The organism is Mesorhizobium sp. (assembly GCF_005063415.1).
Classification (GTDB): Bacteria; Pseudomonadota; Alphaproteobacteria; order Rhizobiales; family Rhizobiaceae; genus Mesorhizobium.
Genome location: NZ_SUEG01000002.1, coordinates 119,295 through 133,125, shown reverse-complemented (window position 1 = coordinate 133,125; position 13,831 = coordinate 119,295). Strand labels below are relative to the sequence as shown.

General features: G+C 59.4%; 10 protein-coding genes. 6 read left to right on the top strand and 4 right to left on the bottom strand.

Annotated features, from left to right (window positions below; genetic code table 11):
* The first annotated feature begins 316 nt into the window (after nt 1-316).
* Together E5W70_RS01690 and E5W70_RS01685 are read left to right on the top strand one after the other, a co-directional pair.
* Nucleotides 317-2,164: an adenylate/guanylate cyclase domain-containing protein gene (locus tag E5W70_RS01690; RefSeq protein WP_292653726.1), complete on the top strand. Its 1,848-nt coding sequence runs from the start codon at nt 317-319 to the stop codon at nt 2,162-2,164.
* 308 nt (nt 2,165-2,472) lie between these two features.
* Complete coding sequence (locus E5W70_RS01685) at nt 2,473-4,326, top strand: adenylate/guanylate cyclase domain-containing protein (RefSeq protein ID WP_292653725.1); 1,854 nt, start codon at nt 2,473-2,475, stop codon at nt 4,324-4,326.
* Between the two features lie 204 nt (nt 4,327-4,530).
* Here the strand turns inward: E5W70_RS01685 and E5W70_RS01680 are convergent, their stop codons facing one another.
* Genes E5W70_RS01680 through E5W70_RS01665 form a run of 4 tightly spaced genes read right to left on the bottom strand, consistent with a single transcriptional unit; the run spans nt 4,531 to nt 9,097 of the window.
* Entirely contained in the window at nt 4,531-5,730 is a 1,200-nt protein-coding gene (locus tag E5W70_RS01680) for a mandelate racemase/muconate lactonizing enzyme family protein (protein ID WP_292653724.1), read from the bottom strand.
* Nucleotides 5,731-5,747: 17 nt separating this feature from the next.
* On the bottom strand, nt 5,748-7,109 hold the full coding sequence (locus E5W70_RS01675) for a mandelate racemase/muconate lactonizing enzyme family protein (RefSeq protein WP_292653723.1): 1,362 nt from the start codon (nt 7,107-7,109) through the stop codon (nt 5,748-5,750).
* A 56-nt stretch (nt 7,110-7,165) separates the two neighbouring features.
* Complete coding sequence (locus tag E5W70_RS01670) at nt 7,166-8,332, bottom strand: mandelate racemase/muconate lactonizing enzyme family protein (protein WP_023721828.1); 1,167 nt, start codon at nt 8,330-8,332, stop codon at nt 7,166-7,168.
* Between the two features lie 54 nt (nt 8,333-8,386).
* A complete protein-coding gene (locus E5W70_RS01665; protein WP_023679253.1) occupies nt 8,387-9,097 on the bottom strand; it encodes a GntR family transcriptional regulator in 711 nt (236 codons plus the stop codon).
* A gap of 218 nt (nt 9,098-9,315) precedes the next feature.
* On the opposite strand from E5W70_RS01665, the gene E5W70_RS01660 reads away from it, so the two are divergent.
* The 4 genes from E5W70_RS01660 to E5W70_RS01645 all read left to right on the top strand — a co-directional run bounded on the left by E5W70_RS01660 (nt 9,316) and on the right by E5W70_RS01645 (nt 13,827).
* Nucleotides 9,316-10,794 (top strand): sugar ABC transporter substrate-binding protein, encoded by a 1,479-nt coding sequence (locus tag E5W70_RS01660; protein ID WP_292653722.1) that lies wholly within the window; start codon nt 9,316-9,318, stop codon nt 10,792-10,794.
* Nucleotides 10,795-10,872: 78 nt separating this feature from the next.
* The gene (locus tag E5W70_RS01655) at nt 10,873-11,832 is read left to right on the top strand and encodes a sugar ABC transporter permease (RefSeq protein WP_292653721.1); all 960 of its coding nucleotides are present in this window, start codon (nt 10,873-10,875) and stop codon (nt 11,830-11,832) included.
* Complete coding sequence (locus E5W70_RS01650; protein WP_023679256.1) at nt 11,829-12,719, top strand: carbohydrate ABC transporter permease; 891 nt, start codon at nt 11,829-11,831, stop codon at nt 12,717-12,719. The genes E5W70_RS01655 and E5W70_RS01650 overlap by 4 nt, the downstream gene beginning before the upstream one ends.
* 10 nt (nt 12,720-12,729) lie before the next feature.
* Nucleotides 12,730-13,827: an ABC transporter ATP-binding protein gene (locus tag E5W70_RS01645; RefSeq protein ID WP_292653720.1), complete on the top strand. Its 1,098-nt coding sequence runs from the start codon at nt 12,730-12,732 to the stop codon at nt 13,825-13,827.
* The last annotated feature ends 4 nt before the right edge of the window (nt 13,828-13,831 follow it).

The window sequence follows — 13,831 nt, the reverse complement described above, 5'->3', positions numbered from 1 at the left end:
AACGCGCCATAATGTCGAATTACCTCTTGCATCGCGGGAGCCATCCACAGAAGACATTGCCGATAGCAAGCTGTAGGGCGAGGTCGCGCTAACTGCCGACGTTTACGTTGGATGGAAGAAGCATGATCCAACGCAATCGGGCCCGTCGATATTAACTTCCTCTTCTTTCGTGACTTCCCACACACAGCGAGGATTTTGCTCATCGTCACGTTCAGGAGGCCATCGAGCCATAATCCTGGAAAGTAGATTTCTCATGGCGTAGCGGCAGGAACCTGCTACTGAAAGCTCTAAATTTACCCATACGACAGGTAACTTTATGCGCCGCCTCGCAGCCATCCTTGCCGCCGACGTCGTCGGATACAGCCGCCTCATGGGAGTGAATGAGGTCGGCACACTTGCCGCGCTCAAGCTTCACCGTAAGGAGCTGGTGGACGGCAAGATCGTCGAGCACGGAGGACGAATCGTAAAGCTGACCGGCGACGGAATGCTGGTCGAGTTCCCGAGTGTGGTGAACGCGGTCGCCTGCGCCGCCGACATTCAGCGAAGGATGCGCGAGCGGAACATCGACATACCCGAGGACAGGCGGATTGAATTCCGCATTGGCGTCCACCTCGGTGACATCATCATCGATGACGATGACATCTACGGCGAGGGTGTGAACGTCGCGGCACGAATCGAAACCATCGCCAAGTCCGGTGGCATCGCCGTTTCCGGCCCAGTGCGCGACAATGTGGGCAACCGGCTCGACCTCCTCTTCGAGGATACCGGCGAGCAGAAGCTAAAGAACATCGAACAACCTGTAAGGGTCTACAACGTGTCGCTCGATCCACGTGCTGCGAGCGTGGAGCAGACGCCTCAAGGCAATCCGCTGCAAAGGGAGAAGCCTTCAATAGCGGTGCTCCCCTTCCTCAATATGAGCGGCGATCCCGAGCAGGAATACTTTTCTGACGGGATTACCGAGGACATCATCACAGACCTCTCCAAGATCTCAGGCCTGTCGGTCATCGCCCGTAATTCTGTATTCACTTATAAGGGCAAGCCGGTCGACGTACAGGATGTGAGCCGGCGCTTCAACGTCACGACCGTTTTGGAAGGAAGTGTGCGCAAGGTTGGGCAGCGCGTGCGAATAACAGCTCAGCTCATCAACGGGAAGGACGGACTCCATCTATGGGCCGACCGCTACGACCGAGACCTGACCGATATCTTCGCTATCCAGGACGAGATAACGAGAACGATCGTCGAGCAGCTGAAGGTAAAGCTTCTGCCGGAGGAGAAAAAGATCGTTGGCCAAGCGCCAACCGAAAACATCGATGCCTACACATACTATCTTCGAGGACGCCAGTTCCTGCACAGGCACTCGAAAGCATATTACACGCTTGCGAGGCGAATGTTTTCGAAAGCGGTCGAGCTTGATCCGCTTTATGCCCGAGCGTATTCCGGGATCGCCGACTGCGACTCCTTTTTGTTTCTGCATTATTATGAGAACATAGCAGTCGAGAGTATTCTGGCCACTAGCGCCAAGGCACTCGATCTTGAGGGTGGCCTGTCCGAGGCTCATGCTTCGCGCGCATTGGCCTTATCGCTCGGGGAGCGTTATCCCGAGGCTGAGACGGAATTTGAACGCGCGATTGCCCTGAATCCTAACCTGTACGAAGCCCACTACTTTTTCGCTCGTGCCTCCTTCGCGCAGGGCAAACTCGATCAAGCCGCGCGGCTATACGAACGGGCGGTTGAGATCAAGCCAGATGACTACCAGAGCCAGATTCTGCTGATCCAGATCTACCGATCCCTGGGCCGGGACAAGGATATTATCGATGCAGCGCGCACAGGAATTAAGCTGGCCGAAGGCGAGTTGGCTATGCATCCCGATAACCCGCGTCCAGCCTATCTAGGCGCCCTTGCGCTAGCCGAAATTGGAGAGATCGCCCGTGCGAGGGAATGGACGTCGCGTGCGTTGGCCATTGATCCCGACGATGTTCTAACCAAATACAATGCTGCTTGCGTCTACTCGCTTTTGGATGATGCCGAGCCGGCGCTAGATTTGTTGGCGCGTCTGCTTCCGCAGGCAAATCACGAGACCAAGGCATGGGTCAAACAGGACTCTGACTTCGCCAAGCTTCACAATCATCCTCGCTGGCAGAAAATACTTGAGCTGGCAACCTAATTGCAACGAGCGGACCTCATCGCATCTTCAAAACGGCTAACAGAGGAAGTCTCCTCCTCATCTTGGCGACGGCTTGCCGCCCATGGTCGACGTCCGCTTCGGGCCGATCAGAGACCCTAGACCCATCAATTTGAATGTCTTGTATTGCTCCGTGGCCACCAGGAGCTGTTAGTCCGCGTCCGGCCCCAATCAAGTCGTTTCGTAACCGGCAGCCGCTTGCGGGTAAGGTCCTGATAGGCGAAACTGATTGGAACCGGGAGGGTTTGCCACCTCGCCTCCGAGGTTGGCCGCCGACAGAGTGCTCCGAAATGGACCGCAAGCTCGCCGCCATCCTTGCTGCTGACGTTGTCGGATACTCTGCCATGATGGAGCGCGACGAGGCGGGTACGCATGAACGGGTGCGCGCCGATCATAAGGAACTTTTCGAGCCGACAGTAGCGCGTCATCATGGCACTATCTTCAAGCTGATGGGCGACGGCCTGCTGGCGGAGTTTTCTTCTGTCGTCGAGGCGATGGAATGCGCGGTTTCGTTGCAACGTGGGCTGGCCGAGCGAAACGCCTCTTTGCCGAAAGACCAGCGCGTCGAAGTGCGCATCGGCGTCAATCTTGGCGAGGTGATTGTCGAGGGTGACGATCGGTTTGGCGAGGGCGTAAATATCGCGGCGCGACTAGAACAACTTGCCGAGCCTGGCGGCATCTGGGTGTCTGCAAAGGTCGCGCGCGAGGTTGAGAAGAAGCTGGCTTTCGGCTTTCAGTCGATGGGCCTGCAGAGGGTCAAGAACATCGCGGAGCCGGTGGAGGCATACCGTGTCACGATCGGCGGCAAGGCCAAGCCCAGGCGCGCGAGCCGCAGCCGGTCGCGGCTGCCAGTCGTGGCGAGCTTCCTGGTGCTGGTCTTAGCAGTCACAGCGATCCTGGCGTGGTGGCAGTTCTATGGAACAAAGCGCGATATGGGCCAGGGTGGTATCCCGACCGTCGCGGTTCTGCCGTTCAAGAACATGAGCGGCGACCCGAAGCTGGAGTATTTCAGCGACGGCATGACAGACAATTTGATCTCGATGCTGGCAGGCGTCACCGAACTTAAGGTGCTCTCGCGTAGCTCTACCTTTGTCTACAAGGACAAGCCAACCGATGTCCGCCAGATCGGCCAAGAATTGAACGCGGCCTACGTGATCGAGGGCAGTATCTGGAAGGAGACGGAGCGGGTGCGCATCACCGCACAGCTGATCGACGCGCGCACGGGCGAAAACCTCTGGGCGGAAAAGTTCGATCGCTCTGGAAACAATCCCCTTGTGATTCAGGACGAGGCGATCGAACGCATCATTGGGACGCTTGGTGGCCAGCGCGGAAAAATGTACGACATCGAATACAAGAAGGTCTGGGAAAAGGACACACCGGATCTTGAAGAGTACGACTTCTTCCTTCGATCCAATTTCTTTTTTGGGCAGTTCACGCCCGAGAGCCTGGTGAAGGCGACGGACATAATTCTTGAGGGCCTTGCCAAATTTCCCGACTCGTCGCTGTTATCGTGCGGACTGGCTTGGGATCACGTCTTGGCGGCCAACCTCGGCTTCGACGAAAAGCCTGACGAACATTGGCGCATGGCGTCCGAACTGGAAGCAAAGGTTCTTCCGCGGGCCAACCTCGGACCCGACGCAAGAAAAAGCTGCTTGTGGTCATCCGTCTACGTCAGCGCTCATGAGGGCAACTTCGATCTGTCTCTGCGTAGGGCCGATGAGGTGATTGCGCTTTCGCCCGGAGACGCGTTTCTCATCGGCGACCTTTCATCAGCAGCCCGCTTCAGCGGCCTGACAGACAAGGCCATTGAGCGAGCAGAATACGGGCTCAGGAACGATCCAAACTTCGCCGATTATTATCTCGTGATGAAGGCAAATGCGCTGACGGATATCGAAAAGTACGCCGAATCTGCTGCACTGATCACGAAGGCGTCAGACTTCCTGATCACCGTTCCGCTGCTACGTGCCATCAACGATGTCCATCTTGGAAAAACTGACGATGCACGCAGTGAAGTCCTCAAGGCGCTTGCCATGCAGCCGTGGTTTAAGGCCACGCGGTGGCGCGATATGACGTTCCATATCAATCCTGCAGTGATTGATCGACAGGTAGCCGACCTCGTCGCTGCGGGACTGCCAACGAAGTAGTTTCGGTTGGAGGCCGCAGTACAGGCGTGCAGTATCCTTCCCCGCGTCGTTAGTTGCTTTCAGGATGCACCGATTTGAATGTCCAGCTTTGGACCCTCCGCTGCTGAAAAGCTGCCAGTCCGCATCCGGCCCCGAAACGGTCATTCTGGATGCCATTTTGCGTGAAGCGATCCGCGCGGCGCGGGGTTGCGCAAGAAGCATGGTTCAGTCGAAGAAGCCCGCATCCTCTTCGCTGAGATACTTCCTGGCTGCTTCGGCGTCGATATCGAGGCCCAGCCCCGGCGCTTCCAGCAGGTCCACCATGCTGTCCTTCACGATCTGCGACGGCAGGCCGATTACGAGGTCCTCCCACCAGGGGTCAGAGGCGCTCGGGTATTCGAACGCGATGTAGTTGGCGGGCAGGGTGGCGCAGACATTGATCAGCGCGCCGAGGCCGAGAAGGCCGTTCGCGGTGCCGTGCGGTGCCATCAGGATCGAGTGCATATAGGCGTGCTCGGCGACCCATTTGAGCTCGGCAATGCCGCCAATATCGGCCGGATCCGGGCCGATGACGCGCACCGCCTGCGTTTCGATCAGCTCCTTGAAATTGTGCCGCAGGTAGATCTGCTCGCCGGTATGAATTGGCGTCGAGGTGGAGGTGGTCAGCTCCCGATAGGCCTGCGGATTGACCCACGGCACATAGTCGCCGGTCAGCATATCCTCGAGCCACATCAAATTGTACTTCTCGACCGCGCGAGCGAACTTGATCGCATCGGGCAGCATCCAGCCCGGGCCGCAGTCGAGCGCCAGGCTGACCTTGTCGCCCAGCACTTCCTTCATCGCAATCACGCAGTCGAGCATGTGGTTGAAACCGCGCTCGCTGATCACGCCCTGATCCATGGCACCGTGATAGCCAGCCTTCTTCTGCGTCACACCGTAATGGAAGCCCTCGATAGTGTCCTTCATGTTGGAGTGGAACGAGATTCCTTGCTTGATCATGAAGAAGTTATGCGGCTGCTCCATCATCCATTTCACGTCAGCGGCGTAATCCTCCGGCCGGTCGCCCGTGCGTTTCTGGCGGATCGACCCGTTATAGACGCGCACCTTGTCGCGCACCTTGCCGCCGAGCAGTTTGTAGGCCGGCACGCCTGCGGCCTTGCCGGCTATGTCCCATAGCGCATGCTCGATAGCGCTTACCGCCGCGCCATAGGGCTTGAAAGAGCCGCGTTGGCGGATCTTCAGCATCACCCGCTCGACGTCGGTAGGGTCCTCGCCGATCAGCGCCTCGCGGAAATGCAGCACCCAAGGCTTGAGATAGGTTTTGGTAAACTCGACTTCGCCAAGGCCATAGAGGCCCTCGTCAGTAACGATGCGGACGATGGGATGTTTGCCGATGACGGCGCAGCGGAGGTCGGTGATCTTCATCTTCGGTTCTTTTCGCCTCAGCTCCAGGTGCGGTCCCAGGAATACTCGTTGTCCCAGTGATCCGTGGGCTGCCAGATGCCGGTGACACCCGGCTGCAGATGCTGCGAGATCACCTCGTCGACGACGTCGTCAATCCCCAGGCCAGGTTTGTCCGGAACAGTGATAAAGCCGTCCTTCACCAGCGGCTTGGGAACGCCGGTGACGATATCGTCCCACCAGTCGACATCGGCAGAGTGGTATTCGAGCGCCATGAAGTTTTCGGTCGCCGTCGCGACATGTGCCGCGGCCATTGCGGCGATTGGACTTTCGGCCATATGGATGGCCATTGCGACGCCGTGGTCCTGCGCCATGTCGCCGATCTTCTTGGTCTCGAGGATGCCCCCGCTGGTGAGCAGGTCCGGGTGGATAATGGAGAGGCCGCCGCTCTTGAGCAGAGGCTCGAAGCCCTCCTTAAGATAGATATCCTCGCCGGTGCAGATCGGCACCGTGGTAGCGGTCTGCAGTTGCCGGTACTGCTCGGTGTACTGCCATGGGATCACATCCTCGAGCCAGGCCGGCACGTATTTTTCAATCCGCCTGGCGAGCCGAATACCGTTCTGCAGCGAGATGTGGCCGACATGGTCAATGGCGAGCGGAATATCCATGCCGATAATATCGCGAACCTCGGCAATGTACTGTTCAAGCAGGTCGAGGCCCTTGTCGGAAAAGTGGAGGCCGGTAAACGGATGGGGGACGTTATGCAAATCGTAAGCGGCATTGCGGGCGCGTCGCTCCTCCATGGTCTTGACCGGGCCGCGGCCGGGATGGGCGCGGTACCCTTCAAGTGAGCCGGCAGGAGACACGACCGCACCAGGGACATCCGCGATCTGCATCAATCCCAGATCCATCTTGAGGAAGGTGAAGCCGAGCGCCATGCGCTGCTTGAGGCGCTTGCCGGTCTCGGTGCCGCTCGGCACGGTAGCGTCGGTGTCGCAATAGACGCGCACCTTCTCCCGAAACCGGCCGCCGAGCATTTGGTAGACAGGGACGCCATAGGCCTTGCCGGCGAGATCCCACAACGCAATTTCGACCGCCGAGACGCCGCCGCCTTGCCGGCCGTGCCCACCAAACTGTTTGATCCGGCGAAACAGGCGGTCGATGTCGCAAGGGTTCTCGCCAAGCAGCCGGCTCTTCAGCATCAGCGCGTAGGTGGCACTGGCGCCGTCGCGCACCTCGCCAAGCCCGACGATGCCCTGGTTGGTGTAAATCTTGAGCAGGGTCGAGGTGAACGGCGCGCCGACGATTTCTGCTACCCGCATGTCGGTGATGCGAAGCTGGGATGGCTTGGAGTTCGCGTTCACCCGATTGAGCGCTTCGTCGGCGCCACCTGTCTTTGCCATGACCTATCCTCGTTTTCGGCTTGTCGTCCCGCACCCTGGGCCGGCATAGAGTGTTGCTAGCCCAACTCAATCTCGTGGGCCTGCAGATAGTCGCGGTCCATCTCAATACCGAGACCAGGCTTCGACGTCAGCTTGAGGCTACCGTTCGAAATGTCGAGTGGTCTGTCGATCAGGTGATCGTATTTGCCCAGGTTCCACTCCGATGTTTCGAGTTTGTAGAAGTTGGGAACGGTCATCATCACCTGCGCTCCCGCAACCACGTTGATCGGTCCCGCGGCGTCATGTGGCGAGACCGGGACGTAGTAGGCTTCGCACAGCGCAGAAATCTTCTTGAGTTCGGTAATGCCGCCGGTCCAGGTAACGTCGGGCATGATGTAGTCGGCGAGCTTGTTCTCGAGTACCGGGACGAAATCCCATTTCGTGTGGCCGCGCTCGCCCCATGAGATAGCGGTATTGACCTTCTCACGCACCTGCTTGAGGGCGTTAAGGCTCTCAGGCGGGCAGGGCTCCTCAAACCAGTCGATCTGGCCGGCCTCCTCGAGGCTCCGACAGAGGCGAATGGCGGTGGGAACGTCGAAGCGGCCATGCGCATCGATAAGAATGTCGACATCGGGTCCTGCCGTTTCGCGGATCAGAGCCGTGAGTTCGGCGGCTTCGCGCTCGTCCTTGCGGGTCATGCTGCCATCGAGGTAGCCGTCCCGCTGTTCGCGGGGCAGGCCATCGGCGCTGCGGCCCTGGTGGGGGTAAGGATCGAACTTGAGCGCAGTGTGTCCGGACTCGACAATGTCTAGAATTTCGCGGACCACAGCCTCTTTGCTGGTGAATTTGGCCTGGTTGGGATGGGTGTAGAGCGCGATTTCATCGCGTACCGGCCCGCCCAGCAGCTCGTAGATCGGCTTGCCGAGGACTTTGCCCCGGATGTCCCAGAGGGCTATGTCGATGGCGCTCACGCATTCGACGGCGGCGCCGCGGCTTCCCATGTAGGTGAAGCTGCGGAAGATCTTGTGCCAGAGATGCTCGATACGCGCCGGATCCTCGCCTGTCACGGCGACGCCGATCTGCCGCAGGATCGTGCAGAGAGCGCGGTTGGCGAGCCTTGTCGTGGTGGTGATCTCTCCCCAGCCACTCACTCCCTCGTCGGTCGTCACTTCGACGAACAGGAACTCTCCCCAGTAAGAAGCATCGGACTTGATCAGCCACGGCCGAATGCTCGTGATTTTCATCTCAACTACCTTTGCCTGAAAATGGTCAGCTAACGATGTTCTGGACTGGATATTCTATCCGGCCCGAGCGGCGTTGCGCGCTCGCATCTGTTCGAGAATATGCCGGCCCGAACCCTCGACATGGCGGGAAACGAGTTCGGCCGCCTTGTCGGCCTCTCCCGCCTTCACAAGCGCGATGAGTTCGCGGTGCTCGCGCATGATCGCGGCACGTCGCGCCAGCGTGAAATTGAAACGCCGGCTCACGGCTCGCAGCACTTCGCGATGCTTCCACCAAAGCTCGGCGGCGTGGCGGTTGTAGTGCCGCTGGTACATCACCGTGTGGAAAGCGGTATCCAGCTCACTGTGCCTGAATGTGTCGGCGAAGTTGTTCTCTTCGATCAGGCCCTGGAGACGTTCGAGTTCGGCGATGTCCTCGCCGGTAGCCATATTCACAAACCATCGTGTCAGGGCTGGCTCGATCAGAACACCGATCTCGTAGATATCCCGGACAAAATCCTGATCAATGGGTCGGACGCGCGCCCCGCGGTTGGCGACAAAGGTGACAAAGCCTTCGCCGCGCAACAGCTGCAGGGCCTCGCGCACAGGATTGGTCGAAGTGCCGTGACGCCGGGCGAGATCGGTGACCACAAGCCGTTCGTTGGCGGCGAGCCGTCCCTCGATGATGTCTTCCCTGATCAATTCATAAAGCGAGGCGCCCTCGCTGGAGGCCCCGATGGGATCGGTCCCCACCGGTGGCATCGCTTTGAAATCGCTTATTTCGGCCAAGGCCGGCTCCCCAATTTAATACATACCTTGCCCGATATCACACACGGCTTTCGCAAACAATGTACGATCTGGCGCGTTGACAGGCAATCCATGATCTGAAAACGTACCAAGCGATCGAGAGGATACACTGAGCTGAAAGAAGCATCCTCGCGATCGAAACGAGCAAGGACCGCTTTGCTTTGGCGCAGGGCGGCATGGGAGAACCAGGGAGGATACCTATGACGAGAATTGCGCTCGGCAGTGCCGTCCTGCGCGGCACTGTCGCCACTGCTTTGATGGCATCCCTGACGTCTACATCGGCGCTGGGTGCACCGCCGGTTGACCTGAGCAAGTGGTCGCCGGAATATGTGCGCTCGATTGCGGGCACACAGGATTTTGACACGGCGGCCGATTGCGCCAAGGTCACCCCGCTCGAGTACAAGGGGCGACTGACTTTCTGGTATCAGGGCGTGTTCGAGGGCGACCCCGACCTCCTGCGCCAGTACTACAAGGAATTCTTCGAGACCTTCCGCAAGACATATCCGAACATCCAGCTCGAGGAACAAGCCCTCACCTATAATGACCTTCTCGACAAGTTCCGCACCGCGCTCCTGGGCAATGCCGCGCCGATGGCGGTCCGCCTGCAAATCCTGGGCGGTACCGAGTTCGCCTCAAAGGGCTATCTGCAGCCGCTCAAGCCAGAGGATGTGGGCTATTCGACCGAGGATTTCTGGCCTGGCGCCATGAAGGCCGTGACCTGGGAGGGCGTGACCTACGGCATTCCGACCAACAACGAGACGATGGCGTTCATCTGGAACGCCGACATCTTCAAGCGCGCGGGCCTCGATCCGGACAAGGCTCCGGCAACCTGGGAAGACGTCGTCAAATATTCCAAGCAGATCCACGACAAGCTCGGCATTGCCGGCTACGGCCTCGTGGCTCGCAAGAATGCCGGCAATACGCCGTACCGCTTCATGCCACAGCTATGGGCCTATGGCGGCGGCGTCTTCGACGAAGCGACGGCAAACCCGACCTATGAGCAGGTCCAGCTCGATAGTCCGCAGAGCAAGGCGGCGCTGCAAGCCTCGTACGATATGTATGTGCGCGACAAGTCGGTTCCGGTTTCGGCACTCACCAACCAGCAGGCCGATAACCAGCCCCTGTTCGTCGCCGGCCAGCTCGGCATGATGATCTCGCACCCGTCCGATTACAACGTCATGCTCGACCTGCAGAAAAAGGCGACGGGCACCGACAAGGACAAGGCGCAGACGGTCATCGACAACATGCGCTACGGCCTGATCCCGACTGGTCCCGACGGCAAGCGCGCCGTCGTGTTCGGCGGCTCGAACATTCACATCCTGAAGCCCGAATACGTCGAGGGCGGCAAGGTAGACGAGCCGGCTGCGAAAGCTATCATCTGCATGTGGACGAGCCCTGAATGGTCGCTGAAGATGGCCTACGCCGGATCAAACCCGGGCAATCTCAACGGCTTCAAGACCAAGTGGATGAAGGAACGTCTGGACAACATCAAGTTCCTCGACGTCACCACCTCGATGCTGCCATACGGCATCCCGTTCCCAGCGCTGCCGCAGGCCCCCGAGATCATGAACATCATCATCCCGGACATGCTGCAGAATGCCCTGACCGGCGCGATGACCGTCGACGAGGCAGCGGACGACGCGGCCAAGAAGGTAAAAGACCTGATGGGCGGACTCTAGTCCGGGCCTGACCTACGACCTGACCGGCTGCGCCGCTGGCGCAGCCGCCTCGTTCCGAAGAATAAGGGCACGCCACAAGTGACGATCGTGACCGGGAAGGCCGAGGCTCGCCGAAAATTGCAACCTGGCAGGTCCGGCGCGCTGCGGAAGATCTGGGCGCATCGCGCGGACTACGCGTACGTGCTCCCAGCGATCGCCGTGATGCTCATCGTCATCGCCTATCCGATCTACTACACGGTCGAGCTGTCGTTCTTTAAGACACCGCCAGGTCTGCAGCTTCGTGACAAGACGTTCATTGGCTTCGACAATTACACGACCATCCTCACCAGTCAGGTGTTCTGGAAAGTCACCTGGAACACACTGATCTGGACACTGGGGTCAACTTTCATCTCCTTTGTCCTGGGGTTTGCCACAGCGCTGGCGCTCCACCGCGACTTCATCGGCCGTGGTGTCTTGCGCGCTATCCTTATCATCCCTTGGGTCATCAGCGCCGTCGCCGCCTCCTATATCTGGAAGTGGATCTACCATTCGGACTTCGGGATCATCGGCGCGGTGCTGGTCGGCCTTGGATTGGCCGACCAGCCGCCGAATTTCATCGACAATGTCAGCACGGTGCTGCCCTCCCTGATCGTCGTCAATATCTGGCGCGAGTTTCCGTTTGCCATGATCATGATGATGGCCGGCCTGCAGACAGTCCCCGACCAATTGCTTCGCGCCGCAAAAGTCGACGGTGCCAATGCATGGCAGCGCTTCTGGCACGTCACCTTCCCGCACTTGCGCAACGTCTCGGTGGTGACGATGCTGCTGCTCGCGGTGGCCAACTTCAATTCCTTCATCATCCCCTGGATCATGACCGGCGGCGGGCCGTCGAATGCGTCGCATATCTGGATAACCCACATTTATGAGCTCGCCTTCGGACGGCAGCGCTGGGGCGTGGCATCGGCCTATTCGGTGCTCCTGTTCCTCACACTGATGACGCTGGGCTACTTCTACGTCCGTGCGTTAAGCGGCAACGAGCGGAAAGAGGGGAGCGCATGAGCACGATTGCCGAGACAGCCCCTCGAGCCCAGACTCGTCGCCGCATGCGCGTCGACGGATGGCGGTGGGCCGGGCGCATATTCCTCGTGTTCATGCTGCTTTATACTGCGTTGCCGATGATCTGGATGCTGATCACCTCGATCAAGTCCGGCTTCGCGGCGACGCAATTCCCGCCGCAATGGTGGCCGGACGAGCCTACCCTCGCCAGCTACCAAAAGCTGCTCGATCCGCAGAACAGCGTCGGCCAGGACTTCCTCCGCTTCTTCTGGAACAGCCTTTTCGTGTCGACCGTCACGACAATCCTTTCGGTGATCGTGGCTGTCCCTGCGGCCTACGCGTTTTCGCGCTTCAGTTTCCCCGGCCGGAATTTCCTGTTCTTTGCCGTGCTGCTGCGCAATATGTTCCCGGCGGTGATCTTTCTCGTGCCACTCTTCATCCTGATGCGCGCGATCGGTCTGATAAACACGCATGGCTCGCTGATCCTCACCTATCTCACCTTCGGCCTGCCGCTGGCGATCTGGCTGCTCAAGGGCTTTTACGACAACATCCCGGTGCAGCTTGAGCAGGCGGCGCGCATCGATGGCGCAACACGGTTCCAGGCCTTCATCATGATCGTGATGCCGCTCTCGACGCCGGGGATCATCGCCACCGCAATCTACTCCTTCATCGGCGCCTGGAACGAATACATCTACGCCTACACCTTCCTCTCCAAGAACGAGCAGTTGACCCTGCCGGTCGGCATCCAACGCTTCTTCTCGGAAAATACGACGGACTTTCCGGGCCTGATGGCGGCCAGCTTTATGATGAGCGTGCCCGTCGTGGTGCTGTTCCTGGTCCTGCAACGATACTTTGTACGCGCCCTTACAGAAGGCGCGGTCAAGCACTAGGGAGTTGCCGATGGCCCACGTGGTCCTCCAAGATCTCGTCAAGAGCTATGGCGGCTTCAAAGCTGTCAACCACGTCTCGCTGACGGTCAATGACGGCGAGTTCGTTGCGCTCGTCGGCCCTTCAGGCTGCGGCAAGACAACCACGCTCAATCTCGTCGCCGGGCTGACCCCGATCACATCGGGCGACATCATCATCGGGGAGCGGGTGGTCAACGACCTCGACCCCAAGGACCGGGACATCGCAATGGTGTTCCAGAACTACGCGCTCTACCCGCAGAAATCGGTCTACAAGAACCTCGCGTTCCCGCTTCAGATGCGCAAACTCCCCAAGGACGAGATCGACAAGAAGGTCAAGGAAGCGGCGCGGGTGCTCGATATGACGCATCTGCTCGAGCGCAAGCCGCGCGAACTTTCGGGCGGCCAGCAGCAGCGTGTGGCCCTTGGCCGTGCCCTCGTTCGCGACCCTGCGGTGTTCCTCATGGACGAGCCACTGTCTAACCTCGATGCCAAACTGCGCGTGCAGATGCGGTCGGAGATCAAGCGTTTCCACCAGGACCTCAAGGCGACGATCATCTATGTGACGCACGACCAGCTCGAAGCCGTGACCATGGCTGACAAGATGGCGGTGATGAATGGCGGCTACCTGCAGCAATACGATTCACCGGCGCAGGTCTTTGCCCATCCGGTGAACATGTTCGTCGCCAGCTTCATCGGCAGCCCGGCGATGAGCCTTATTCCGCTGCAGGCCTCGACCGCAAACGGCAACACGGTGTTGACCGGCGCCGAGGGCTGGCGCCTTGAGCTCTCGCCGCGCAATGCCCAGAAGGTGGCTAGAGCAACGACCAAGAAAGTCGTGCTCGGCGCACGTCACTCGACGATCAAGCTCCACAAGAATGCGCTGCCAGGCAGCGTCCCGGCCAAGGCCTACACGGTGGAGCCGACCGGAGACGTCACCTTCGTGCAGGCGTTCCTGTCCGGCGCCGTCGTCAACGTCAGCGTGCCGCCAAACATTGCCGTCGCGCCCGACGAGCAGATCTGGCTCGAGTTCGACCAGGAGCGGATGCATCTGTTCGACGGCGAAACTGAAATGGCCCTCAAGGCCAACTGAGATA

Coding starts and splice junctions, on each gene's coding strand:
- E5W70_RS01690 (WP_292653726.1), top strand. CDS start 317: ATGCGCCGCCTCGCAGCCATCCTTGCCGCCGACGTCGTCGGATACAGC.
- E5W70_RS01685 (WP_292653725.1), top strand. CDS start 2,473: ATGGACCGCAAGCTCGCCGCCATCCTTGCTGCTGACGTTGTCGGATAC.
- E5W70_RS01680 (WP_292653724.1), bottom strand. CDS start 5,730: ATGAAGATCACCGACCTCCGCTGCGCCGTCATCGGCAAACATCCCATC.
- E5W70_RS01675 (WP_292653723.1), bottom strand. CDS start 7,109: ATGGCAAAGACAGGTGGCGCCGACGAAGCGCTCAATCGGGTGAACGCG.
- E5W70_RS01670 (WP_023721828.1), bottom strand. CDS start 8,332: ATGAAAATCACGAGCATTCGGCCGTGGCTGATCAAGTCCGATGCTTCT.
- E5W70_RS01660 (WP_292653722.1), top strand. CDS start 9,316: ATGACGAGAATTGCGCTCGGCAGTGCCGTCCTGCGCGGCACTGTCGCC.
- E5W70_RS01650 (WP_023679256.1), top strand. CDS start 11,829: ATGAGCACGATTGCCGAGACAGCCCCTCGAGCCCAGACTCGTCGCCGC.
- E5W70_RS01645 (WP_292653720.1), top strand. CDS start 12,730: ATGGCCCACGTGGTCCTCCAAGATCTCGTCAAGAGCTATGGCGGCTTC.